21 protein-coding genes are annotated in these 26,022 nt (G+C 44.9%); 11 read left to right on the plus strand and 10 right to left on the minus strand.

What is annotated here, in order from left to right:
- Positions 1 to 55: 55 nt before the first annotated feature.
- The 4 genes from B2866_RS09565 to B2866_RS09580 all read right to left on the minus strand — a co-directional run bounded on the left by B2866_RS09565 (position 56) and on the right by B2866_RS09580 (position 2,992).
- Positions 56 to 541, minus strand: a complete 486-nt coding sequence (locus B2866_RS09565) for a winged helix-turn-helix domain-containing protein (RefSeq protein ID WP_296193362.1) — start codon at positions 539 to 541, stop codon at positions 56 to 58.
- A 42-nt stretch (positions 542 to 583) separates the two neighbouring features.
- Positions 584 to 868, minus strand: a complete 285-nt coding sequence (locus B2866_RS09570; RefSeq protein WP_296193364.1) for a pyrimidine/purine nucleoside phosphorylase — start codon at positions 866 to 868, stop codon at positions 584 to 586.
- A gap of 219 nt (positions 869 to 1,087) precedes the next feature.
- A protein-coding gene (prfB, locus tag B2866_RS09575; RefSeq protein ID WP_289049970.1) for a peptide chain release factor 2 occupies positions 1,088 to 2,183 on the minus strand; the annotation gives its coding sequence in 2 pieces (ribosomal slippage) (positions 1,088 to 2,110 and positions 2,112 to 2,183; 1,095 coding nt in all).
- A 116-nt stretch (positions 2,184 to 2,299) separates the two neighbouring features.
- Positions 2,300 to 2,992, minus strand: coding sequence for an HAD family hydrolase (locus B2866_RS09580; protein ID WP_296193367.1), 693 nt, complete (start codon positions 2,990 to 2,992; stop codon positions 2,300 to 2,302).
- Between the two features lie 197 nt (positions 2,993 to 3,189).
- On the opposite strand from B2866_RS09580, the gene B2866_RS09585 reads away from it, so the two are divergent.
- Entirely contained in the window at positions 3,190 to 3,636 is a 447-nt protein-coding gene (locus tag B2866_RS09585) for a hypothetical protein (protein WP_296193370.1), read from the plus strand.
- Between the two features lie 137 nt (positions 3,637 to 3,773).
- On the opposite strand, the gene B2866_RS09590 is transcribed toward B2866_RS09585, so the two are convergent.
- On the minus strand, positions 3,774 to 4,310 hold the full coding sequence (locus tag B2866_RS09590; RefSeq protein WP_201609151.1) for a gamma carbonic anhydrase family protein: 537 nt from the start codon (positions 4,308 to 4,310) through the stop codon (positions 3,774 to 3,776).
- 242 nt (positions 4,311 to 4,552) lie between these two features.
- Between B2866_RS09590 and B2866_RS09595 the strand changes: the two genes are divergently transcribed.
- From B2866_RS09595 to B2866_RS09630, 8 genes are all read left to right on the plus strand, one after another.
- A complete protein-coding gene (locus B2866_RS09595; protein ID WP_296193375.1) occupies positions 4,553 to 5,101 on the plus strand; it encodes a phosphatase PAP2 family protein in 549 nt (182 codons plus the stop codon).
- Positions 5,102 to 5,473: 372 nt separating this feature from the next.
- On the plus strand, positions 5,474 to 6,706 hold the full coding sequence (gene carA, locus B2866_RS09600; protein WP_296193378.1) for a glutamine-hydrolyzing carbamoyl-phosphate synthase small subunit: 1,233 nt from the start codon (positions 5,474 to 5,476) through the stop codon (positions 6,704 to 6,706).
- Positions 6,707 to 6,868: 162 nt separating this feature from the next.
- Complete coding sequence (gene carB, locus B2866_RS09605) at positions 6,869 to 10,123, plus strand: carbamoyl-phosphate synthase large subunit (protein ID WP_200662810.1); 3,255 nt, start codon at positions 6,869 to 6,871, stop codon at positions 10,121 to 10,123.
- A gap of 373 nt (positions 10,124 to 10,496) precedes the next feature.
- Positions 10,497 to 10,973 carry a transcription elongation factor GreA gene (gene greA, locus B2866_RS09610; protein ID WP_296193380.1) on the plus strand — a complete coding sequence of 159 codons (477 nt, stop codon included), beginning with the start codon at positions 10,497 to 10,499 and terminating at the stop codon, positions 10,971 to 10,973.
- A 411-nt stretch (positions 10,974 to 11,384) separates the two neighbouring features.
- A complete protein-coding gene (locus B2866_RS09615; protein ID WP_296193384.1) occupies positions 11,385 to 12,335 on the plus strand; it encodes a hypothetical protein in 951 nt (316 codons plus the stop codon).
- 265 nt (positions 12,336 to 12,600) lie between these two features.
- Positions 12,601 to 13,869, plus strand: coding sequence for a putative DNA modification/repair radical SAM protein (locus B2866_RS09620; RefSeq protein ID WP_286796974.1), 1,269 nt, complete (start codon positions 12,601 to 12,603; stop codon positions 13,867 to 13,869).
- Between the two features lie 42 nt (positions 13,870 to 13,911).
- A complete protein-coding gene (locus B2866_RS09625; RefSeq protein WP_296193390.1) occupies positions 13,912 to 14,784 on the plus strand; it encodes a TIGR03915 family putative DNA repair protein in 873 nt (290 codons plus the stop codon).
- Between the two features lie 170 nt (positions 14,785 to 14,954).
- A complete protein-coding gene (locus tag B2866_RS09630; protein ID WP_296193393.1) occupies positions 14,955 to 16,373 on the plus strand; it encodes a glycosyltransferase in 1,419 nt (472 codons plus the stop codon).
- 124 nt (positions 16,374 to 16,497) lie between these two features.
- Here the strand turns inward: B2866_RS09630 and B2866_RS09635 are convergent, their stop codons facing one another.
- From B2866_RS09635 to B2866_RS09645, 3 genes are all read right to left on the minus strand, one after another.
- Positions 16,498 to 17,937 (minus strand): APC family permease, encoded by a 1,440-nt coding sequence (locus B2866_RS09635; RefSeq protein WP_296193396.1) that lies wholly within the window; start codon positions 17,935 to 17,937, stop codon positions 16,498 to 16,500.
- Positions 17,938 to 18,189: 252 nt separating this feature from the next.
- A complete protein-coding gene (gabT, locus tag B2866_RS09640; RefSeq protein WP_296193399.1) occupies positions 18,190 to 19,452 on the minus strand; it encodes a 4-aminobutyrate--2-oxoglutarate transaminase in 1,263 nt (420 codons plus the stop codon).
- A gap of 174 nt (positions 19,453 to 19,626) precedes the next feature.
- Complete coding sequence (locus tag B2866_RS09645; protein ID WP_296193401.1) at positions 19,627 to 21,099, minus strand: NAD-dependent succinate-semialdehyde dehydrogenase; 1,473 nt, start codon at positions 21,097 to 21,099, stop codon at positions 19,627 to 19,629.
- Between the two features lie 278 nt (positions 21,100 to 21,377).
- Here B2866_RS09645 and B2866_RS09650 point away from each other — a divergent pair, with 278 nt between their 5' ends.
- Positions 21,378 to 22,142 (plus strand): IclR family transcriptional regulator, encoded by a 765-nt coding sequence (locus B2866_RS09650; RefSeq protein WP_296193404.1) that lies wholly within the window; start codon positions 21,378 to 21,380, stop codon positions 22,140 to 22,142.
- Here B2866_RS09650 and B2866_RS09655 read toward each other — a convergent pair.
- Both B2866_RS09655 and B2866_RS09660 read right to left on the minus strand, forming a co-directional pair.
- Positions 22,139 to 23,338, minus strand: a complete 1,200-nt coding sequence (locus B2866_RS09655) for a CaiB/BaiF CoA transferase family protein (protein ID WP_296193406.1) — start codon at positions 23,336 to 23,338, stop codon at positions 22,139 to 22,141. The genes B2866_RS09650 and B2866_RS09655 overlap by 4 nt on opposite strands.
- A 172-nt stretch (positions 23,339 to 23,510) precedes the next feature.
- Positions 23,511 to 24,695, minus strand: a complete 1,185-nt coding sequence (locus tag B2866_RS09660) for an acyl-CoA dehydrogenase (protein WP_296193409.1) — start codon at positions 24,693 to 24,695, stop codon at positions 23,511 to 23,513.
- A gap of 175 nt (positions 24,696 to 24,870) precedes the next feature.
- On the opposite strand from B2866_RS09660, the gene B2866_RS09665 reads away from it, so the two are divergent.
- A complete protein-coding gene (locus B2866_RS09665; RefSeq protein ID WP_296193412.1) occupies positions 24,871 to 25,698 on the plus strand; it encodes an IclR family transcriptional regulator in 828 nt (275 codons plus the stop codon).
- Positions 25,699 to 26,022 lie beyond the last annotated feature (324 nt).

Consider the following 26,022-nt stretch of genomic DNA (forward strand, 5'->3'; position numbering starts at 1 on the left):
CAGATGTCCACTTGATCTAGGCTTACATCAGTAGGCAGTGACGCCTTAACCTGTGCTATAAAGTTTTTTTAAAAGCGTCTTGAGCTTGTATGTCGGCTTTTGGATGCTGACTACGAGCACTTATCCAACTCATATCAATACGCTTGAGTAGCTCGTAGATACCGTTAACGGTGTAGTGAGCGTTGTAGTGTTCTTTAGCCAATTGCTGAATGTCTTTGCCTGTTAGACGACCGCCAGCTCGCTTTTCTTGTTCAGAGACTATCATGGCTTTAAAAGCGGCTATGTCTGCTTCTGCCAATTTGCTGTGACGACCTCGACGATGACGATCGTAGAGACTTTCAAGTCCTCGTTCATAATATCGCTTCAAGGTACGCCTGGCAGTTTGAGGGTGAATACAAAGATCTTTGGCAATATCGTTAGTGGCTTTGCCTATACTATATTGGTATAAGATGAGCAGGCGTAGTCGGGCTCTGGGATTGCGCTCAGTCTTTGAGTGTTTGCCAAAGTCATGGTCTTCTAGGTTATTTATTGGTATAGTCATAAGTGGATTATACTATATATCTTGGGTTTGGTATAAAAACGATTATTGACCATAAGTACATAAATAAGCACTTTCCACTTCTACCTTAACACCAAATTTTTGATTGGCTTCAACGGTAAATTGCTCGCCCGCATTAAAGGTTTGCCACTCATGACTTTCTGGCAGTTTTACCGTCAATGCTCCACTGACTACGCTCATGGTTTCAAATTCGCTAGTACCAAACTCATACTCGCCAATTTCCATCACGCCGACGGTAGCGGGCTTGGTTGCCGTTTGAAAGGCGATAGAAGTCACTTTATTATCAAAATAATTATTAACGCTTGGCATAATTTTCCTTAAGTCGTTCCGTTTAAAGTTTGATTGGTGATTAAAAAGTTTGATTGGTGATTAAATAGAATCAATAGTCTATCTATAACAGCATAGCAATTTAATAAAGAACACTCGGCTCTGTTGTTCGTAAACCCTCAAAGTCGCTCGTTTATCTTTATTAAATCGCATTTCCAATATACTACTTTTAATGTTTTTAAATAAGGCTATTAAAAACCTCTATAATCCCGCTTTTAAGCTTGCTTCGATAAATTGATCGAGGTCACCATCGAGTACCGCGCCAGTATTAAAGGTTTCAACGCCAGTACGCAAGTCTTTAATGCGCGAGTCATCAAGTACATAAGAGCGGATTTGACTGCCCCAACCGACATCAGATTTATTATCCTCGACCGCTTGCTGGCTCTCCATACGCTTTTGCATCTCAAGCTCATACAACTTGGCACGGAGCATTTTCATCGCCGTCGCTTTGTTACCATGTTGGCTGCGCTCGTTTTGACACGTCACCACCACGCCACTTGGCTCGTGGGTGATACGCACCGCAGAATCGGTGGTGTTCACGTGCTGACCACCCGCGCCTGATGAGCGGTAAGTATCGATACGCAAATCGGCTGGATTGATATCAATCTCGACGTTGTCATCGATTTCAGGTGAGACAAAAACGGCGGCAAAGGAAGTATGACGACCATTATTACTATCAAATGGCGATTTACGCACTAAGCGATGCACGCCAATTTCGGTACGTAACCAACCAAAGGCATAATCGCCTTTAATCTCAATCGTCGCTGACTTAATTCCAGCGACACTACCTGACGATACTTCGATAACTTCGACTTTAAAGCCATGCGCCTCGGCCCAGCGCGTATACATTCGCAGCAGCATTTCTGCCCAATCTTGCGCTTCGGTGCCGCCACTACCCGACTGAATATCTAAGTAGCAATTGTTTGGATCCATCTCACCGCTAAACATCCGGCGGAACTCTAAATCAGCAACGCGTTTCTCTGCATTGTCGAGCTCTGCTTGCACATCCGCAAGCAAGGATTCGTCTTCTGCTTCTACTGCTAAATCAAGCATGGCAGCAGCATCTGCCAAAGTCGTTTCAAGCGAAACCACCACGTCGATGACGCCATCAAGCTGGCTTTTTTCTTTATTAATCTTGGTCGCGCGCTCTGGATCGTTCCATAGCTCGGGGTTTTCCAGTTCTAAATTAACTTCCTCTAAGCGTTCTTGCTTACCATCGAAGTCAAAGATACCTCCGAAGGTCCTGTCCACGCTCAGATAAATCTTTGATACGCTCTTGATAGGGATTGATTTCCATAAAGTTTCCTGTCTTTTTAAATAAATATCTTACTGATATGGCGCTATTTTAAATGAGATTGATGCTAAATAGTTGGCTAATTAATACTGCCTTTATATTAAATAGCTATAGACCAGCTAAATCGACCAATCTTCTACTGCCCAGCGATGGGCCAGCGCGTGCGCATGCAGGGCATCATCGGGTGACACGCAGATAGCCACATCCGCCCATTCGAGTAATGGAATGTCATTTTTGGAATCTGAATAGGCATAAGTTTTATCAAAAGTGATACCCGCTAATTGCTTTTTATTAAGCCACTTGTCTAGATGGTAGATTTTACCTTCTTTAAAATTGGGCTTATCGGTTAATTTACCGGTATAACGCTCGTTTTGTATCTCAAGTGGTGTCGATAGCACATTACTATCTTCAATACCAAAACGCTTAGCAATCGCCGACACCACAAAATCATTGGTGGCAGAAATAATCACTACGTCGTGACCCTGCTCAACGTGATGACAGAGCGCCTCCATGGCTTTTGGGCGAATGTGCGGCTCGATTTCCGTCTTAATATAATCTTCGCGTAGCTCATGCAGTCTGTCCATCGGCAAGCTACTCAAAAATTGCGCGACAAACTCATTGTATTCGGTCGCATCAAGCGTACCTTCGATATAATCTTGATAAAACTTTTGATTGGCGGTACGGTACTCGGCTTCGTCAACCAGATTGTGCTTGACGATATACTCACCCCAAAGATAGTCGCTATCGACGTCAAGTAACGTATGGTCTAAATCAAAGAGTGCCAACTCTTTTGGCGCTGGTGCTGCCTGCATAATGGAACCTTATTTTTTGTTTATTAAAGAGATAATTTTTTGACTATAAAATGCTTTAGAAAAAATATTGAATATAAAATGTGCTGCATCATGCGCTATAAATCTACTGTTTACCGAACATAATTATGCTAACTTGTTTACTTTAATATCTTATTAGCTTATCTTTAGCCTGCTTGATAATAACAATAGAGAAATTTATGAAAGCGCCTGATGATAAAACTGCTTTGTCCAACCGACCGCGACGTCCTGCCCGCTCCATCAGAGAAATCAGGCGACGGCAGTTAGGCAAAAGCTATCAATCGCCTTTAGAGCGTCTGCTTTATGCGCTGTTAAATGGCTTGATGTATGGTTTTGGCGGCTTACTTATCGACCTTGCCATCGTTGTTATTCGCTCAATCGCCGGTATGGGCAATGGCGAGATATTTTGGTTATTTACCCCATTTATGTTAGTTTTGGGGGCGTTAATGGGTTTTATCGTCGGTAAAAGCGCCGGTGCTGAAAGCGTCAATGCCTTAAATATGGACGAGACGGGTAATAATCGTTACCTTAGTGACCACTCTATACGCCATGATATCTTTCGCGGCCTGATTATTGGCATTATCATTTTTGCCGTTATTTGGCTTATCATGATGCTAATGGCATAACGACCGTTTGCATAAAAAGCATCACAACATAAAAAAACAGCTATAATTTAACATCTATAAAGAGGATGGGTTACTATAAAACCATCCTCTTTTTTATAAAATTGCTCTGACTCCTATTGTTCTAACATCTATAGCAATTAATCAGGCATCGCTATTTCTGTTAGGCCGGTTTTAAATTTCTGACAACGTTCGCTATAGTGCAGCGCTGATAGTTTTAACATTGCCGCCTGCTCATCGCTCAAGGTTTTGACCACTTTTGCCGGCGCGCCCATCACCAGCGAATTATCCGGAATCTCTTTACCTTCGGTGACCAAAGCTTTGGCACCAATGATACAGTTTTTACCGATTTTGGCATTATTCAATACCACCGCGCCAATACCAATCAAGCTATTATCACCAACTTCGCAGCCATGCAGCATCGCTAAATGGCCAATGGTGACGTAATCGCCGATTTTAACCTCAATCCCTGCATCGGTATGAATGACGCTGTTTTCTTGCACGTTACTATAATCACCGATATGAATACGCTCGTTGTCACCGCGAATCACCGCCCCAAACCAGACGTTGGCCTTATGACCCAAATACACATCGCCTATCACCCGTGCAGTATCAGCAACCCAACCATTAAATGGGACTGCAAACTCTGGCGTTTTGTCTAAATATTGATAAATCATCATCCATCCTTAGTGGTTATTTTTATACAAGTGTATATATGGTAAAAAGCGTGCCACAAATAAATGTGACTTAAAGCATGATAGTTGTAAAGAAAGATAAAAACTTTATAGTATAATGCTGCCGCCAATCAATAGAGCAATTAGAATTTAGAATAAAGCCGTATGCCATTTATCCCTATAAAGTAACTATAGGATTTTATAGAGGCAATCAACGCTCACCAACCCTTTTTAGGATCGCAGTGATGATCAGCAAAAAATACGCCCCTATCATTTTATTATCGACCAGCTTGATGGCTGCCATCCCTGCCCACGCTGACAGTAGCACTACTAGTAAGGTAGGCGATGTGCTGGCCTTTGCCATTCCAGCTGCTGCTTACGGTAGCACTTATTATATGGATGATAAAGAGGGTCGTCAGCAATTTTACTATTCATTTGCGACCAACGTTGCTACGACGCAAGTCCTAAAGTCGGTGATAGATAAAGAGCGACCCAATGGCCGTGATGAGGACTCCTTCCCTTCTGGCCATACCTCCATGGCATTTCAGGGCGCCAGCTTTATTCATAAACGCTATGGCTTAGAATATAGCATTCCGGCTTATATTGGTGCAGGTTTTGTGGCTTATAGCCGCGTTGAAGCCGACGAACATGATGTGGCTGACGTATTGGCGGGAGCTGCCTTAGGGGTTGCCAGTAGTATGTATTTTACCAAAAGCTATTATGACGACCAATTGCATATCGCCACCAATTTAGCACCCGACTATTATGGGGTGTCGGTGCATTATAATTTTTAACAGTCAGTTATCTTAATGAGCAACGTGGCTTATGATTGGCCTTAAGACATCACCTTATCTTAAAATATCGCTGAATAGCGATTGAAAAATGACAGACGAGAGAAGGTGCTAGCCCTTAACGCAAAACTCTAGTATAATGCGCAAAATCTGTGCCAAAGCGAGCGGACATGATGTAAGTTACTTATTCACCCCTTAGTGAATCCTGTACCTTTTCATCGATGATGTCTTCTCGCTTTTTTGTGGAAAAAATTTGGCTCTAGCCCTTTTTTTATGTGTATTTAGCAGCATTTAGATACTTCTAAGAGGCCCTTTTAAAACAAAATTTTTACCATAAAATATCACGGCACTCACCCATAACAGCGGAGGCAACCCTTGAATTCATCGGCAGAAATACAAGCAATTTTGGCACTAGCAGACGGTACGATTTTTCGCGGTGTGAGTATCGGTAGTCTTGGTCATCGTGTCGGTGAGGTGGTATTTAATACAGCCATGACAGGGTACCAAGAAATCCTAACTGACCCAAGTTACGCGCGCCAGCTAGTCACACTCACCTATCCACACATCGGCAATACCGGCACCAATGCTGAAGATGTTGAATCTGGAAATGGCCATCAAGTATGGGCGGAAGGACTTATTATTCGTGATGCCACCATGGTCACCTCAAACTTTCGCAACTCAGAGTCATTGACGGATTATTTACAGAACCATGATACGGTCGCCATTGCTGATATCGATACCCGCCAGTTGACGCGCCTACTACGTGATAAAGGTGCTCAAAATGGCTGTATCATGACCGCCTCTAACGGCGCAACGATTAGCAGCGAAGATGAACAGCAAGCGATTAAATTGGCGCAAGAATTTGCTGGTATTGAAGGCATGGACTTGGCAAAAGAATGCTGTACGCCGACGACGTTTGAATGGACAGCAGGCAGCTGGGATCTATCAGACACCCTACTCAACCGCGATATACCGGGCAGCCATGACAGCGGTACGGGCGGCTTCTTTAAGCACTTGGGCACGCATGTCGAAGCAAAATACAACGTCGTCGCCTATGACTTTGGTAGCAAGACCAATATCCTACGTATGCTCGTAGACCGTGGTTGTCATGTAACAGTGGTACCCGCGCAAACGCCTATCACAGATGTCCTCGCGATGAATCCAGATGGTATATTTTTATCAAATGGCCCTGGCGACCCAGCGGCTTGTGACTATGCTATCGATGCGGTCCGTCATATCATTGAAGAAACCGACATTCCAACCTTTGGTATCTGCTTAGGTCATCAGCTCATTGGTCTTGCCAGCGGTGCAAAAACCATCAAAATGAAAACCGGTCATCATGGTGCTAACCATCCAGTTCAAGACCTAGCCACGGGTACCGTTATGATTACCAGTCAAAACCATGGTTTTGCGGTTGATGAAGACACCCTGCCTGACAATGTTAAATCTACCCATCGCTCATTATTTGATGGTACCAACCAAGGCATTGAGCTGACCAATAAGCCGGTCTTTAGCTTCCAAGGTCACCCAGAAGCCAGCCCTGGTCCACATGATGCTGCGCCGCTGTTTGATAAGTTTGCAGAGATGATGGCAGCGGCGAAAGCGTAACTTATCAATAGTTAACCGCAAACAGAGAATAAATATAAGTATAAAGCTTGAAGCACAGATGGTGGTTCAAGCTGCACCCTAGCAGACACGATAAGTATTATCGAACATATCGTTAAAATACAGATTACTCAAAATATCACCCAAACGAAGGTAGCCCTAACTATGCCAAAACGTACCGACATAAAAAGCATTCTTATCATTGGCGCAGGCCCTATCGTCATCGGCCAAGCATGTGAGTTTGACTACTCAGGCGCGCAGGCGTGTAAAGCGCTAAAAGAAGAAGGCTACCGCGTCATCTTGGTCAACTCAAACCCTGCAACCATCATGACCGACCCTGTCATGGCTGATGCGACTTACATCGAGCCGATTACGTGGCAGACGGTTGAGCAAATCATCGCTAAAGAGCGTCCTGACGCGATTCTACCAACGATGGGCGGACAGACAGCGCTAAACTGTGCTTTAGACCTAGACAAACATGGCGTCTTGACCAAATATAATTGTGAGCTGATTGGCGCGACCAAAGACTCAATCGAGATGGCAGAAGACCGTAACTTATTTGATAAAGCCATGAAGCGTATCGGTCTTGAATGTCCTCGCGCTGAAACCGCTGAAACCATGGAAGAAGCCTTTGCTACTCAAGAAAAAATGGGCTATCCATGTATCATTCGCCCATCATTCACCATGGGCGGCTCAGGCGGCGGTATCGCTTACAATCGTGACGAATTTATCGAGATTTGTGAGCGCGGCTTTGACTTATCACCAAACCATCAATTGCTAATCGATGAATCGTTAATCGGTTGGAAAGAGTACGAGATGGAAGTGGTTCGTGACAAAAACGATAACTGCATCATCATCTGCGCGATTGAAAACTTTGACCCGATGGGCGTCCATACCGGCGACTCAATCACAGTCGCCCCCGCACAGACGTTAACCGATAAAGAATATCAAATCATGCGTAATGCTTCACTAGCCGTACTGCGTGAGATTGGTGTTGAAACAGGTGGCTCAAACGTCCAGTTCGGTATCAATCCTGATACTGGTCGTATGGTCGTCATCGAGATGAATCCACGTGTGTCACGCTCATCGGCACTCGCATCAAAAGCCACTGGCTTTCCGATTGCTAAAATAGCGGCTAAACTGGCGATTGGTTATACGCTAGATGAATTGCAAAATGACATTACGGGCGGCAAAACCCCAGCGAGCTTTGAGCCGGCACTTGATTATGTTGTCACCAAAATCCCTCGCTTTAACTTTGAGAAATTCCCACAAGCCGACAGTGTGTTATCAACGCAAATGAAATCGGTTGGTGAAGTGATGGCAATCGGTCGCAACTTCCAAGAATCGATGCAAAAAGCATTACGCGGCATGGAAACCGGCAATGATGGTTTTGATGAGCAAATTGACTTAGCAAAAGTCAGTATTGAGAAAGCCCGTAGCGAGATTAACAATCGCTTAACCATTCCAACGCCTGAGCGCATTTATTATATTGCCGATGCTTTCCGTATCGGCATGAGTGTCGATGAAGTGTTTAATTTAACCAAAATCGATCCATGGTTCTTGGTACAAATTGAAGACATCGTCAAAACCGAAGCACAGGTGAAAGCCTTAGGTTTTGGCGGTTTAACTGAGCAAAATCTGCGTAGCTTTAAGCGTAAAGGCTTATCAGATTTGCGTTTGGCAAAATTGCTTGGCGTCTCACAAAAGCAGCTACGCAAAAAGCGTTGGGATTTGAACGTTTATCCTGTCTATAAGCGCGTCGATACCTGTGCGGCAGAGTTTGCCACCAGCACCGCGTATATGTACTCAACCTATGACAGCGAATGTGAAGCAAACCCGACTGATAACAAAAAAATCATGGTTATCGGTGGCGGTCCAAACCGTATCGGTCAAGGTATCGAGTTTGACTATTGCTGTGTTCATGCGGCGCTTGCCATGCGCGAAGACGGCTACGAGACCATCATGGTCAACTGTAACCCTGAAACGGTTTCAACCGATTATGACACCTCGGATCGTCTGTATTTTGAGCCAATCACGCTTGAAGACGTGTTAGAGATTGTCCGTATCGAAAATCCTGATGGCGTAATTGTACAGTTCGGCGGTCAAACGCCATTGAAACTAGCGCGTGCGCTTGAAGCTGCTGGCGTCAAAATCATCGGTACCAGTCCTGATGCGATTGACCGTGCTGAAGACCGCGAACGCTTCCAGCATATGATTCAGCAATTGAACCTTGTGCAACCAACCAATGCTTTAGCGACAAGCTTAGAAGATGGTTTGGTCAAAGCCAAAGACGTTGGTTATCCGTTGGTTGTACGCCCATCTTATGTACTCGGCGGTCGCGCGATGGAAATCGTCTATAACGAAGATGAGCTCAGACATTACTTGCGCACGGCGGTCCAAGCGTCAAACGAAGCGCCTGTACTCCTTGACCGCTTCTTAGATGATGCCATCGAAGTTGATGTGGACTGTGTTTGCGACGGTACTGATGTTGTGATTGGTGGTATCATGCAGCATATCGAACAAGCTGGCGTTCACTCTGGTGACTCAGCCTGCTCATTGCCGCCTTACTCATTATCAGATGAGCTTTGCGATAAAATGCGCGCGCAAACGGTTGCCATGGCAAAAGAGCTTGGCGTCGTCGGTTTGATGAACGTTCAGTTCGCGGTAAAAGGTGAAACGGTCTACATTTTAGAAGTCAATCCACGTGCAGCCCGTACCGTACCCTTCGTTTCTAAATGTATCGGTACGTCACTGGCACAAGTTGCGGCTCGCTGTATGGCGGGTACGTCATTGAAAGATCAAGGCTTTACCACTGAAATTGTCCCAGCATTTTATGCGGTCAAAGAAGCGGTATTCCCATTTGCTAAATTCCCAGGTGTTGACCCTATCTTGAGTCCTGAGATGAAATCAACCGGTGAAGTGATGGGTGTGGGTAAAACCTTTGGCGAAGCATTCTACAAAGCGGTTATCGGTAGTAATGAGCGCCTGCCAGGTCTACCAACTGAGGGCGAAACCAAAACCGTCTTTATATCGGTGCGTGATAGCGATAAAGAGCAAGTCACTCCTATCGCCCGTCAGCTTCTCGACTTTGGCTTCAACATCGTTGCCACTACTGGTACGCAAAAAGTACTGGCGGAAAACGGTATTGAATGCAAACAAATCAACAAAGTTACCGAAGGTCGCCCGCATATCGTCGATGCCTTGAAAAACGGCAAAATCGACCTTATTATCAATACGACCGAAGGCAAGCAGGCGCAAGAGGATTCCTTCTCTATCCGCCGCAGTGCCCTACAAGGTAAAGTGTTTTATGTCACGACATTAGGTGCGGCAGATGCGGTTTGTAAATCTTATGCGATTGACCTACCTTTTGATGTGTATAAGCTACAAGATTTGCATGAACAAGCAAAGACTATCGCTTAGCACTATTGACTTGGTGGTATAATTTCAGTAGATTAAGCATAATAGCAACGCTTATTTAAAAGTGTTAGCAAAAATTATTACTGGTTTTATACGACTGTACTTTAGAAACATTATACTTTAGAAAAATAAATTTTTTAAAAGATAAATCTAAAAAGCATAGTGGCTGAACTGCGACTATGCTTTTTATTACGTCAGGTTAAGGCGTCTTATCGGTAAGCGTATCCGTGCTGATAGTTAATAGCTAAGTGTGCAGTTACTTACGACGCAGCCTCAACCTCATTCTTTTTATATCACATACTCATTGCAACAACACTGACACCATCTCACTAGTCACTAGGAGATGGTGCCCGTGTTATTGGTTTAAGGAAAAAACATGCAACGTTATCCCATGACTCCACAAGGACATGCGGCCCTAGAAGCCGAACTAAAACAGTTAAAAAGTGTCGACCGTCCACGTATTACAGCGGCCATCGCTGAAGCTCGCGAACACGGCGACTTAAAAGAAAACGCTGAATATCATGCTGCTCGCGAACAACAAGGTTTTTGCGAAGCGCGTATCCGTGATATCGAAGCCAAGCTTGGCGCTGCACAAGTGATTGACCCTGCCACGCTACCAAAAGATGGTCGTGTGGTATTCGGTGTGAGCGTGGTTATCGAAAACATGGACACTGAAGAAGAAAAGCGCTACCAAATCGTTGGCGATGATGAAGCTGACTTTAAAGCGGGCAAAATCTCAGTCAACTCGCCGATTGCGCGTGGTTTGATTGGCAAATCTGAAGGCGACGAAGCCCGTATCGAAACGCCAAAAGGCATAGTCGAATATGAAATCATGAAAGTGATTTACGATTAATCTTGCTTATTTTGTAGATAAATAGATCACCTTTAAGAAAAAGCTTTTGATAACAAAAGCTTTTTTTGTAAATATATAAAGTTTTAGCGCAGCTGATAAACGCAAAAAATAGTACACAACGTCATTATTACTAGAGTAGTAGTTACACAATGCCGCTTTTCTAGTCAATTTGATTTAGCGCATAATTGCTCGTGTATCAAATGCTGAGCATTTGCCTAAAATAATGATGGAGTGATAGTGAACATTGGCTATCATGATTACCTTTACCCTCGTTATTTGACATGGTTTACATGCTCATTTGACGGGGTTTTTTCTTATATAAGTGTTGTTTTTCTCAATTTCATTTTTTAATTTTGATTTTTTGCGACTTCATTACTGGCTTTATTTACTGCTATTTTAAAGGAATCTATTATGACCACGCCGATCAATACGCCAGCATTTCAGGCTATGAATAACAAAATGCTTAAACAAGCTTTCATTAAAAAAAATACCCTGCCTACTGCTCTCTCAATGGCATTAGCAGGTAGTTTTTTGACGTTAACTGCTGCCCATGCCGCACCTGAGATAGCGGTTAGCCCAGCTGTGGGTGGTAGCACAACCGTATTTGAGCAATACTCTGACGGTAAAACTGCCCTCATTACTGCGACTCCGAATGGCATTACCATGCAAGACGGTATGCCGTTTGCGGTGACGCAAGTGAGCACGGCGCCCCGTTATGTGGTTCGTTCAGGCGCTAATACCGTCGTCAATCAAGGCAGTGCCACGGTGACGAGCGTACCTGTGACCAACCAGATGACTAATCAAACCAGCAGAGTTGATGTCATAGCCGTTCCAACGACTAGAGTGACAGAAGTCTTGCCTTTAACAACGGCTACCCAATTACCAGTCCTCAATGCGCCAACCACCACCGTCGTGACCAACCAACCTGCAACGACGCAAGTCGTATCTACCTCTGTAGATATCTTGCAATTGACTCCAACTTTTAGCACGCCTGGCGTGGTTAATGCCCAAACCAAAGTCATGAAGATATTAAAAAATAAAGACGGTCGCGAAGTGGCTGTACCAGCCAATCATATCGCGCCTGGCGACGTCATCGAATATCACACCACTTATACCAATACCACCGCACAGCCTGTTACTGATATCAATGCGATGGTGTCATTACCAAATGGCGTGCAATTGGTATCATTAAACAGTCCATTGCCAACGCTTGCGACAACGGGTGGCGACAGCTATCAGACCATCCAGCAAGTGGGCAATACCGTGGTCATCAAAGAAAACTATTCTGGTCTTAAGTGGAACTTGGTTGACCTTAGCCCAAATGCTGCTCAGACTGTCGTTATACGAGCTAAAGTTCAGTAAGGACTATCTCATAAAATATCATATCTCATAAAATATCATATCTCATAAAACATCATATCTCGCTAAACGATTACTCTAAAGCCTTGCAAACGCGGGGCTTTTGTTATTTTAAAGAAGAAGGAATCTCCAACTACTCTTGTTGAAAGTTTTTATCTTCAAACGACACTAGTTGTCGTATTATTTATCCAATTATCCTACCTTTACAATGACTTAAGCCTAATTTTGCTAAAATACATACCTATAAATGATTTGGTAAATCGCGCTTATGGCAACCATAAATTATGAACGACTGCAAGGCAAGCTCAATATCTTAGCGGACGCTGCTAAGTATGATGTCTCTTGCTCCTCCTCCGCTGGTACGCGCAAAAACCAAGGCGGTGGTCTTGGTGATGCCTCAGCAACCGGTATTTGCCACAGCTATACCGAAGATGGTCGCTGCGTCAGCCTCCTTAAAATCCTTTTGACTAATCACTGCATCTACGATTGCGCATATTGTACCTCTCGTAAGAGCAATGACACCCCGCGCGCCGCTTTTAGTGTCGAAGAAGTGGTTGATTTAACCATGCAGTTTTACCGCCGTAATTATATCGAAGGGCTTTTTCTCAGCTCAGGTATTTTTAAAAGTGGCGATTATACGATGGAGCGCTTGGTCGAGGTCGCCAAGATATTGCGTACCCGTGAACGCTTTAACGGTTATATCCACCTAAAGACTATTCCTGGCGCGTCAAAAGAATTGCTCTTAGAAGCGGGACTTTATGCCGACCGTCTTAGCGTCAATATCGAAATACCTACCAAATCAGGGCTAGCCTTGCTCGCACCAGAGAAGTCACATGATGAATTAAAAGCACCAATGGAAACCGTTAAAACTGAAATTATCACCATCAAAGAGAGCCGTAAAACGCATAAAAAAACGCCTAAATTTGTGCCCGCAGGTCAGACCAGTCAGATGATTGTTGGCGCCAGTAATGAGACCGATTTGCAAGTGATTCAGCTATCGAGTCATTTTTATCAGCAATATGATTTGAAGCGCGTCTACTATTCAGGCTATGTGCCAATGCTCTCTGACAGTCGCCTGCCAGCGATTGGGACGCCAGTGCCGATGATACGTGAAAATCGTCTGTATCAAGCCGATTGGCTGATGCGTTTTTATGGTTTTGGCGCACACGAAATCGTTGAGCCTGACTCGCCATTTTTAGATTTGGACTGTGATCCAAAGCTTGCTTGGGCAATCCGCCACCGTGAGCACTTTCCCGTGAATATTCAAACCGCCACTTACGAGATGATTGTACGTATTCCCGGTATCGGTACCAAAACCGCTAAAAAGATAGTCAAAGCGCGTAAGTTTAATCAGTTAACGCTTTATCATTTAAAAAAAATGGGTGCGGCGGTCAATCGAGCTAAGTACTTTATTGCAACAACGGGTAAGAACGAGCACCTCGCGCATTTAACCCGTGATAACTTCCGTCAATACGTACTGGCGCAAACGCAAACCAAATATAAAGATCAGCGCAACGGACAATTGACGCTGTTTTAGTCGGCATATTTTTAATTGCCACTACTTTAAATAGGAACATAAATGTCACAGCTGACGCAAAGTCACGATTACATCGTCGGTCACTTAACGCCCAGTATTGTGCTTTATGAGCCAAGTTTTGAAGGTTGGCTGAGTGCAGTATTTTACGTCTATGCCAATCGCTTACAGGACGATGCATCTTTACAGTTAATTGCTCATGACTGCTATGTGCCCTCATTAATCTCACAAGCGACCAGTGTTACTACAGATGAAGAGCATGCCGAACGCGTACTAACCAAGCTGCATAAGCTTTTAGGTCGCTCAGGTATGCGCAATATTCTCTGGGGATTTTTATCAGAAAAAGCTCATATCGGCACCACTTTATTTCAAGTAGTTAAATACGCCATCGACTACCCTAACCGCCCTATTATGGAAGATTTGGGTAACCTGAATGTCTTGGATCTGGTACAAACCGTCAAATCGGTCGGCCGAGAAAAACACCGCATGGAAGCCTTTGTGCGCTTTGAGCATACCACTGACGACATTTACTTTGCCCGCGTTGAGCCTGACTTTAATGTACTGCCTTTGATTGGTGAGCATTTTCGTCAGCGCTACCAAGACCAGCATTGGGCGATTTACGATGTGGCGCGTGGCTATGGTATTTATTATGACAAAAGTAAAAGTACCTTCAAGCATCCTGCTGCCCTGCAAACCATCACTGATCTAGATGATGCGGTACTGCGTAATCCTGCCAGCATTCATAGCGAGGACGAGCAGCGCTATCAAAAATTTTGGCAAGGGTACTTTACTAATGTCAATATCAAAGAGCGTAAAAATACGCGTCTGCATCAGCAATATCTGCCGCAGCGCTATTGGAAATATCTCAGTGAGAAGCAAGTGCTGCCAAATGCTGAGCATTTACAAAAACGTCGCTAGTTTGGTAACCATACCTATTGCCAACTGCTTATACTTAGCTAAAAAACTCTTACTCTCAGCTAAAAAAAGTATGGCAAATCTGACCTTATCTTTTTATCTTGGTGGTTGAGTTTTCAGCGCTTTTAACTGACAATAGCAGCTTCATATCTTATTTGGTGACCGACGCTATTATGAAAGTTATGCGCTTACTGTCGTCTTTAAAGCATGATGAATCCGAGCGCGGCATTTTTCATCTGGGTCGCGCTTTGGTTAAAAATGGTCATACGTCAATTATCATTGCCAGCGCCGATGAAGAAAATGACTTGGTCAAACGCCTAAAGCGCGATGGTAATATTTACCATCAGCTTTATATGAATAAGAAATCTTGGCTGTCGCTGCTACAAGTCGCCCCGCTGCGTCGCCTGATTGAAAAATACGACCCTGATGTCATTCATGTGCATTCGCGCACCCCTGCATGGATATTGCATTTGGCCTTGCGCCGCGCCCGCCTCAAACGTCGGCCAAAACTGGTCTCGACCATGTACGGTTTTTATCCAATTAATAAGTACTCGCAAGCGCTGCTTGATGTCGATACTATCATCACGGTCTCCGATAGCGTCACTAACTATTTAAAAAAAGGCCTGCGCCGTGAGGATTTAGAACCAAAAGTCATCAAGCGCATCTACCGCGGTGTCGATACGCGCCGTTATCCGTATCGACACAACCCTTCTGTGTATTGGCTGCGCCATACCTTTGCCGAATACCCTGAGCTTGAACACAAAAAATGGTTGGTTTTTCCGACCATTATCGGCAATGAATATGGGCAAGAATGGCTGATTGATATCTTGGGTAATCTGCAAGAACAATTTCCCAATATTCACGTCATTATTATGGACGATGATTACCGCGAAGGTGATGTGGCGCATGAAGATTTTCGTCAGCGTAGCAATACGCTTGGACTGTCTGAGCACATAACTTACGTTGGCAGCAAACGTAATGACATGCGCGAATGGCTGTCGGCGGCCAATATCGTCATGGCGCTTGCCAATGAGCCAGAATCGATTGGCATCAATGCCCTACAAGCGATTCATTTAGGTACGCCAGTCATTGGCTGGGATCAAGCAGCATTTAGCGAAATTTTACAACCGTTATATCCGCAAGGATTGGTCAAAAAATACAACGCCAAAGCGCTCTGTAAAGCGGTGCGCAACCAGCTAGAGAGTGTCACCCGTCCTGAGATGACCAATAAATTTACCATGCGTGAAATGATTGAACAAACCCTACTCGTCTATCAAGGGTTATATGACCAATCGCTTGCAGAAGAACAAGCGCAGGCCGATGCAGCAGCGGTTAAAAGAATCAAAAAGAGTCTGAAACCAACGATAAAACCTTTTGATAAACCTTCTGATCGTTTAGTCAATCAAGAGCCTGCGCTACCCATTACTCTCAAAAAGGATAAAACAATAGCGCAAGATAATGCCGTTATGAAATCTGATAAAGAAGTTGTGCAACATAAAAACAGTCTCACTTTAAAGGATAAAAAACTGGATACTGCCTCTTTAGATAAGCACGCTTTAAAGAATGATGCGTTAGATAATAAACCGTTATAAAATGCCAATCTCGCTAATGGTTTGTTTGGTGCAAGACTATTGATTGATAAGATTGATGCTATGAATATGTAAAGAAAGCCTAACGCTTACGCTAGGCTTTCTTTATTTTGAGCAAATCTTATTTTTATTTGGGTGGATTATCCTTTAACCATAACTGATTGACGATTTTTAATTCGCGTAATTCTTCTGCCATGATAGATTCACTGATGCCTGGATACTTCATGACAGCATAGCTATAAAGACCGATACCGAGCGCTGTCCAACCAAAGAAAATCCACCACTCGATAGCGCTCAGCGCTGACGGCATGCCTGGCATATATAAGATGAGCAAGCCAATACCCAGTACAATGGTAAACATACCGACAAGTTTACCCGCTGGCACTCTAAACGGGCGCACCATATCTGGCTCACGGTAGCGTAAGACTAAGAAAGAGATGGCGACACAGGTATAAGCAATCACGATCCCAAAACCACCGGCATCAACAATCCATACTAGCATTTTACGACCAAATAAAGGCGCAAGCGTCGCTAGACCACCAATCAATAAAATGGCATTTTTTGGCGTCTTATACTTCGGATGCAGCTTGCCCAAAAATGCAGGCAACATATGCGCTTTTGACATGGCATAAAGTAAGCGACTGCCACCAATTAAAAATGCATTCCAACTCGATAAAATCCCCAGTACACCGCCAATAACTAATAAAATACCCGCCCATTTGCCATGCCAAGCATTGGTCATCGCGTCAGCCGTCGCTAAGGTTGAGCCTTGTGCTTGAATGAGTGGTAAGGTGCGACCGACACTCCATGCCACGCCGACATACCACATCACCGCAATAATAATAGAGACAATCAAGAACTTACCGATATTAGGACGGGTCAGATCTATCTCTTCTGCTGCTTGCGGAATCACGTCAAAACCGACAAACATAAACGGGACCATGACAATCACTGTCATCATGCCACCGATACCACCGATAAAGGCAGGCGCTTGCACGGCGGTTGAGTTCGCAGGATTATAGAGAACTGCGCCAATAAACAATAACGTACCGACGAACAAAATACCCAGTACCGCTGTTTTTTGAAACCAAGCACTGACTTCCATACCGCGAATATTGAGCCAAGTGACGATGATTGAGCCTAGCATACCGACGCCAACCCACGTGGCATACACGTCCCAGCCCGCTATCGTCCACAGATAGCCTTGGTTATAATTGGGAATAAAATATTCAACCACCGTCGGCAGTGCCACCGCTTCGAAGGCGACGACCGAGAAGTAACCAAATAAAATACTCCACGAGCAAATAAATGAGACCGTGACGCCAAGCGCTCGGTGGGTATAGGTATGCTCGCCACCGGTGACTGGCATCGATGAGGCAAGCTCCGCATAGTTAACGCCAATCATGATAACAGCCAAACCACCAATCATAAACGCTAGCATCGCGCCCCATGTGCCCGCTGCTAAAATCCAATCCCCTGCCAAAACGACCCAGCCCCAACCGACCATAGCGCCGAATGCTAAAGCAATAATATCAAACATGCCTAGCGATTTTTTTAGCTCAGACATAACTTACTCCTTGTCCGTGTGTCATCCGTGTCAGCCCTTTTTAACGGCACTGATACCAACTATTTTTATGTAATAGGACGCTGTCCTTTTTTATCTTTTCCTGCCTATCAAGCGATAGGTTTAGTATTAAAAAAATGCTTGGCACAGACAGCAACGGCGTCTTGACTTGCAAGGCGCCGTTGTAAAACCACCGCTCAAAGCAGCGCTGTCATTGTCCTAAGACTAAGCATTTATTTTTTTAAAAAAATGCCTTTAAGCAGTCAAAATACCTTTAATAATATCAAGGCCTTCTTGTAATACGTCGTCTTCTACTGTGAGCGGCACCATCACGCGAATGGCGTTACCATACATACCACAAGACGCGAGCAGCAAACCTTGCTCAAAAGCTTTGGTTTTTAAGTTGGCAGTCGCCGCCGCATCAGGCTTGCCGTCACTGTCGATTAATTCAAACGCTAACATCGCGCCTTTATGACGAATATGACCGATGCTGCTGAGGTTCAAATCTTTTAAAAACGCTTCGATTTTGTCACCAATCTCAACACTACGCTCAAGCAAGTTTTCTTCTTCAATGACTTCCATGACTGCTAAAGCTGCCACACAAGCCAATGGGTTACCAGAATACGTACCGCCCAAACCGCCGACTTGCGGGGCATCCATGATATCAGCGCGACCGATAACGGCAGAGATAGGATAACCACCTGCCAAACTCTTGGCGCTGGTCATCAGATCCGGCTCAACACCCAATTGCTCAGACGCAAATAAGGTACCGGTACGAGCAAAACCACACTGGACTTCATCAAAAATCAGCACAATGCCATGCTCATCGCAAATCTCGCGCAAGGCTTTGGCAAACGATGGCGTCACTTGATGGAAACCGCCCTCGCCTTGTACGGGCTCGATAATCATCGCCGCCACTTCACTTGGGTCAATATCCGCTTGAAAAATCATCTCAAGACTATGCAATGCTTGTGCTTCGGTGACATTTAGCTCTTCAGCTGGAAATAACGCATGGAATACAGGACCTGGCATCGGACCAAAGTTCTTTTTGTATGGCAATACTTTACCCGTTAGGCTCATGCACATTAGCGTGCGACCATGCCAACCGCCAACGAAAGAGATGACACCCGGACGACCCGTTTTTGCACGGGCAATTTTAATACAGTTTTCGACCGCTTCTGCGCCAGTGGTCAAAAAGAACGCTTTGGTATCACCGCTGATTGGCGCTTTTTCACACAGTTTTTCGGCAAGCTCAACGTAGCATTCATAGTTAATCATTTGCGCGGCAGTATGGGTAAACTTGTCTAGTTGCTCATGCACACGCTGAGTGATTTTTGGATGGCTGTGACCGGTATTTAGTACTGAGATACCACCGACAAAATCGATGTAACGATTGCCTTCAATATCCCAAACTTCCGAGTTTTTGGCTTTCTCGGCAAAGATAGGAAAGGCAACGCCAAGTCCTGTTGGCAATACCGCTTTACGGCGCTCAAGTAATGATTGATTGGTAGTAGTCATAAGAATATCCTTTTCTTTCTTTTTTGCGTAGGTGCCAGAGAGGGTATGGCGGTTTATAAAATAAGCTGTGGCGAAGATTGGGATTCAATGCTTTGAATCCCGTTAAATGCTAGGTGAAAATCTATAAAAAACAAATGGTTAAAATATAAAACAGCTAACGATTAGCTCTAACTATTAACTAATATCAGAACACCAATATTTGGTCACGACATATTCTTCGATGCCGTATTTTGAGCCTTCGCGGCCAAAGCCCGACTGCTTGACGCCGCCAAATGGTGCGACTTCGGTAGAAATAAGACCGGTATTATGACCGATGATGCCGTATTCAAGACCTTCGGTAACGCGCCATGAGCGTGAATAGCTGCCACTATAGAAGTAAGCAGCCAAACCATAAATAGTATCGTTGGCTTGACGAATGACATCGGCTTCATCTTTAAAGGTAAAGATAGTAGCGATAGGACCAAAGATTTCTTCACGGGCGATATCCATGTCACTACTGATATCGGTAATCACGGTTGGGTTATAAGACAGCTCTGATGCGCCGTTGGTGTTGCCACCGGTGATAAGGGTTGCGCCTTTATCCAAAGCATCTTTGAGCAGCGCTTGCACTTTTTCCAAGGCTTTTTTATTAATCAACGGACCGATATCGACGCCTTCATCCATACCGTTACCAACATTAAGCTCAGCGACTTTTTTTACAAATACGTCGAGGAATTGGTCTTTAATGCTGTCTTGCACATAGACACGGTTAGCGCAAACACAAGTTTGACCCGCATTACGATATTTAGAAGCAATTAAGCCTTCAGCGGCTTTTTCAAGATCAGCATCATCAAAGACGATAAATGGCGCATTGCCGCCGAGCTCTAATGACAGTTTTTTGATGGTTGGGGCGCACTGTGCCATCAAGGTGCGACCGACTTCGGTAGAGCCAGTAAATGACAGCTTATGAATGCGCGCATCGCCGGTTAGGATATCGCCGATGACTGATGATTTGCCTGTAACCACTTGGATGACGCCTGCTGGAATGCCCGCTTGCTCCGCCAATACCGCCAGTGCTAACGCAGAAAACGGCGTTTCGGTTGCAGGTTTGATAATCATAGTACAGCCTGCTGCGAGTGCAGGTGCGGCTTTACGGGTAATCATCGCTGCTGGAAAATTCCAAGGCGTGATTGCCGCGCAGACCCCGACGGGCTGTTTTAAGATGACATGGCGCAATTGGGTTTGATTGGCAGGGATAACATCGCCATAAACGCGCTTACCTTCTTCAGCAAACCAGCGGATAAAGCTATTGGCATAACCCACTTCCCCGCGTGATTCGGTTAAAGGTTTGCCTTGCTCGGCAGTCATAATGATGGCCAAATCTTCTTTATTGGCATCGATAAGGTCGGCCCACTTTTGTAGTAGTTCCGCCCGCTCTTTGGCCGTTTTGGCCGCCCACGTGATTTGCGCCTCATGAGAAGCCGTAACCGCAGCGTTGACATCATCGCTCGTCAGGCTTGGCACGCTACCGATGACCTCACCGTTAAAAGGATTGCTGACATCAATAGTCGCGGCATCACTGGCGTCATGCCAGCCGTCTTTGATAAAGCACTGCTGTTTGAGTAGGTCTGGATTTGATAGTTGTAGCGTATTTGACTGTTGTGACATGTTGACACTCCTTGTCAGGGTTATTTTGCAAATAGGGTTTGCAGATTTATAGTGATAAACAAATAGCTAAAAATAAAAACAACTAAAAATAAAAGGTTATGTCTTAAATAGTTATTGATAACTTGTTATTTGTTCAATATACTGAACATCTATTCTATATATGAGACATCATTATAAGAATGATAATCTCCTATTTGCAACCCCTATTATCAATTTTGTGCTGATTTAACATTTTATTTTGATAACTTTTCAATTTTATCGACTTCTATAGGTTTCTTATGAGCACCGCCGCCGTTCCTGCTTTGGACAAAACTTTTCAGATTTTAGATTTGATAACTGACAGCGCCCAACCTTTAACGGCGGCGCATATCGCCAAAGCGCTTAACCTGCCACGTAGCTCGACCCACAATATTTTGCAAAGTTTATTAGCCAAGCATGTCATCTATAAAGACAGCGACAGCCGCTTTCATTTGGGCTCATATTTGATGTATTGGGCCGGTAAATACGAGCAGCAGCAAGGTGTCATCCAGTTGTTTAAAGACCTTATTGTCCAGTATCGAATCCTTCTTCAGCATACCGTAACTTTGTCCAAGCTCGATTTTGGTGAAGTGGTGTTTTTAGCTTGTCATGAAGCGCCCGCACCGCTCGGCTTTACCTTTCGCGCTGGTGTTCGCGTGCCAGCCGTTTTTTCTGCTACAGGCAAAGCCATGCTTTCAACCTTATCTATGGACAGCATAAAGTCTATTTACGCCACTGGCTTCCCTACACCTATTACCAAATATGGCGTCAATAACTTTATCGATTTGTCCACTGAGCTCACCGCCATTCAAGCCAGTCGCATCTCCCTTGACGATGGACAACTGCGCGAAGGCATGTATTGCCTTGGCACTTACATTCGTAATGCGTCGGGTAATGCCATTGCTGGTATGGCGGTCAGCTTTTTACAAGCAGAATATGAATCCAAGCGAGCTGAGGTCAGTGCTGTCCTGATTGAATTGGCAGAGCAAATTGAGCAGCGTTTGGGTTTTAAGGATGAGCATTAAACAATCCCATCGGCTTTAAGCTTGGCTATCATGTCGCTGTCATAGCCCAAATCAGCAAGCGTATTATCGGTATGCTCGCTCAATTTGGGTGGCGGTGTCCGATAAGCGACCGGTGAGGCGGATAATTTAATCGGATTACCAAGCGCCCGCACAGGACTGCCTTGCTTACTAAAATCAATTACCATCTCACGTGCTAGCGCTTGCGGCATCGCCAAGGCCTCAGCGATATTATGAATTGCTCCGCATGGGATACCCGCTTTATCCAATACCTCTAACCAATAGCTGCGCGGTTGCTTGGCAAATTGCTTAGCTAACTCATCACACAGCAGCTCACGATGAGCCACGCGCTGTGGATTAGTCATAAAGCGTTCGTCCATATGCCAATTAACGTCCAACACATGACAAAGCTTGGCAAACTGACTGTCATTACCACAGGCTAAGATAAAGTGCGACGCGCCTTGAGCCGCAAATACTTGATAAGGGACGATATTGGGATGCTGGTTACCGAGTCTTGGCGGGACTTTGTCTGATGCCAAATAATTCATACCAACGTTGGCGAGCATCGCAAGCGCGCTATCAAGCAATGCCACATCGACGTGCTGCCCAAGTCCGGTATGCTGACGCGCTAATAGAGCGGCTTGAATACCGATGGTCAGCTGCAATCCGGCGAATAAATCAACCACTGCCACGCCAACCTTATGCGGTTCGCCATCGCTTGGACCGGTAATACTCATCAGCCCTGATAAGCCTTGAATGATATAGTCATAACCGGGACGCTTAGCATCAGGCCCTGTCTGCCCAAAGCCTGTTAATGAGGCATAAATCAGGCGCGGATTGTCTAGTTTTAGACTGTCGTAATCTAAGCCGTATTTTTTTAAACCACCCACTTTAAAGTTTTCAACGACGATATCGCTATCGGCGACAAGCTGTTTGATAATGGTTTGTCCGGCAGGGGTTGTGATATCAACAGTGAGGGATTTTTTATTGCGATTAATGGTAGCGTAATAAGCGGAGGTGTCATCGCTGAATGTTGGCGGCGCCCAATGACGCGTTTCATCACCAATACGTGGACGCTCAACCTTGATGACTTCAGCGCCCAAATCTGCAAGCACTTGAGTACAAGAAGGACCGGCCAATACTCTCGATAAATCAAGCACCTTAATACCGTGCAATGCGCCTTTCGCCATATCCGTCATAATAATCCCTTATTGTGTCGCGTATTTTTTTGATTTTTTGATGGTAAAATTGTTTTTCATCATTTAATTGCCAAGCAGTTAAATGATGAAAAACAACTGAAAACGTACGCTACTGTCAATGCTATGCCTATAAAAAGACCAAACAGCAACGTACGCTCTTAGCTAATAAAGATTAATAAAACGCTTGAATACCAGTCTGTGCACGACCTAGGATAAGCGCATGAATATCGTGCGTACCTTCATAAGTATTGACCGCTTCTAAGTTCATCACATGACGGATAATGTGAAACTCATCAGAGATACCGTTGCCGCCATGCATATCACGAGCAATACGCGCGATATCGAGCGCCTTACCGCAGTTATTACGCTTAATCAGTGAAATCATCTCAGGCGCCGCATTGTCTTCATCCATCAGACGACCAACACGTAGCGCCGCTTGTAAACCTAAAGCGATTTCCGTCTGCATATTGGCAAGCTTCAACTGCACCAGCTGCGTTGCGGCAAGTGGGCGACCAAATTGCTTACGGTCTAGCGTGTACTGACGAGCGGCCTTCCAGCAGAACTCTGCCGCACCCATTGCGCCCCATGCGATACCGTAACGGGCTTTATTTAAACAGCCAAATGGCCCTTTTAGACCGCGGATATCTGGGAAAGCATTGGCTTCAGGGACAAATACCTTGTCCATGACAATCTCACCGGTAACTGAAGCACGTAATGAAAACTTACCTTCAATCTTCGGCGCTGATAACCCTTTCATGCCTTTGTCTAAAATAAAACCGCGAATCTCATCGGCATCGTCCTTTGCCCAAACGACAAACACATCAGCGATAGGACTGTTGGTAATCCACATCTTATTACCTGTCAGCTCATAACCGCCATCAACCGCACGCGCACGGGTCGACATTGAAGCTGGATCTGACCCTGAATCTGGTTCTGTCAGACCAAAGCAACCTACATATTCGCCAGTCGCAAGCTTAGGCAAATAACGCTCTCTTTGCTCTTCAGTACCATACGCCCAGATAGGATGCATGACCAAACTCGATTGCACGCTCATCGCTGAACGATAACCTGAATCCACCGCTTCAACTTCCTTGGCAATCAGACCGTAAGCGACACTCGATAAACCGGCACAACCATAACCTTCGATTGTCACGCCAAGCAAGCCCATCTCACCCATTTGACGCATGATATTACGGTCAAAATTCTCATTGCGATTGGCCTCTAAAATGCCAGGCATCAGCTCTTTTTGAAAAAACTGACGGGCGCTGTCCGTGACCATGCGCTCTTCGTCAGTCAGCTGGTCGCGTAATAAAAACGGATCTTCCCAGTCGAAACTTGGACGCTTAGATGTTGCCATGTAGAACTCCTTGTTATCAGTCTTCCTGACCGACGAGTAGTGATTAATGAGTAAATCGTTTGTATAAATGATTGACTTGTTAGTTCCGCTATGCAAAACTTAGTTTCATAATTTTAATCTATTTAAGCAAAGTTTTACGGCGCTGTAAACCTTTATCAAAAAAAATGAGCATAAAATGACAAAAAATGTATCAGCAGCCCTGCCACTACTTAGTCGAATGACCACCATTCTTGAGCAAAGTAAGGACGATAATGACCGCCAGTTTGTCACCGCACTGGGGCGTGGACTGACTTTATTAGCAGCCTTTGAGCAGCATGAGCAGCTTAGCCATCAGCAGTTATGTCAAATGACTACATTACCAAAAGCGACCGTTACGCGGCTTATTCATACTTTGCTGACGCTTGGATTTTTACGCATGACCGAGCACGGACAGTATCAACTCGGCAGTAGCGCAGTGAGACTCAGCGCGACCGCATGGAGTCGCCATGATATGGTGGCCGCAGCTGAGCCACTGCTGCGGCAATTTGCTAGTAGCAATGAGGTATCGGTAAATTTGGCCACCGAGGTCGAAGGAGAAATGCGCTATCACGCTTGTTGTCGTAGCCCTGCTCGTCTGTCAGTCAATTTGCAAGTTGGCTCAGCCGTGCCCGTCGCCCGTACCGCTATTGGACGCGCTTTTTATGCGGTAAGCTCGCCCGCGAGACAGTCGGTGATCCGTAATAATCTACAAGAGCATTTATCCAAAGAAGAGTATGACCGCGCGCAATCTGCGTTAACCGAGGCGACAGAGCATTATGTAAAATACGGCTATACGGTATCAGATGGTGAGTTTTCTACCGATATATTGGCCGTGGGCGTTGGCGTCTTTGACATCGCTACTGGGCAGTATGCATATTCGCTCAATGCCAGTGTGCCGAGTGCCAACTGGCAAGCGGAAGAATATGCAGCGATGATTGTGCCAAAATTGCAGGCGTTGGCTGAAAAGATTGGACGCGGTATTTAAACGCTTATTTGGCTAATAAGCCGTTTATGCCATGCTAAAACCTTTAAAAACGGCATTATCACGTCATTATTAGCAAGCCGTTACTCAATTAATATGGAGCCGTGATATTATAGGCGTATGATGTACGCCATCAATTTGAGCCCCTGCCTTTATCGTCAGTGTTTAAGTTGATGGCGCTTTAATTTGTTTTAATGAGTATTATCCAATCTTTTTATACCTTAGATTAACACATGAAGTGCAATATCAAAGAGCAGGTGAAAAAGAGGCCTAGATGCGCTAGCATCAAAGTCTTTATCCACCGCCAAAGTGAGATTGCAACCATGA

This window comes from Psychrobacter sp. UBA3483, from assembly GCF_002377905.1.
GTDB lineage: Bacteria > Pseudomonadota > Gammaproteobacteria > Pseudomonadales > Moraxellaceae > Psychrobacter.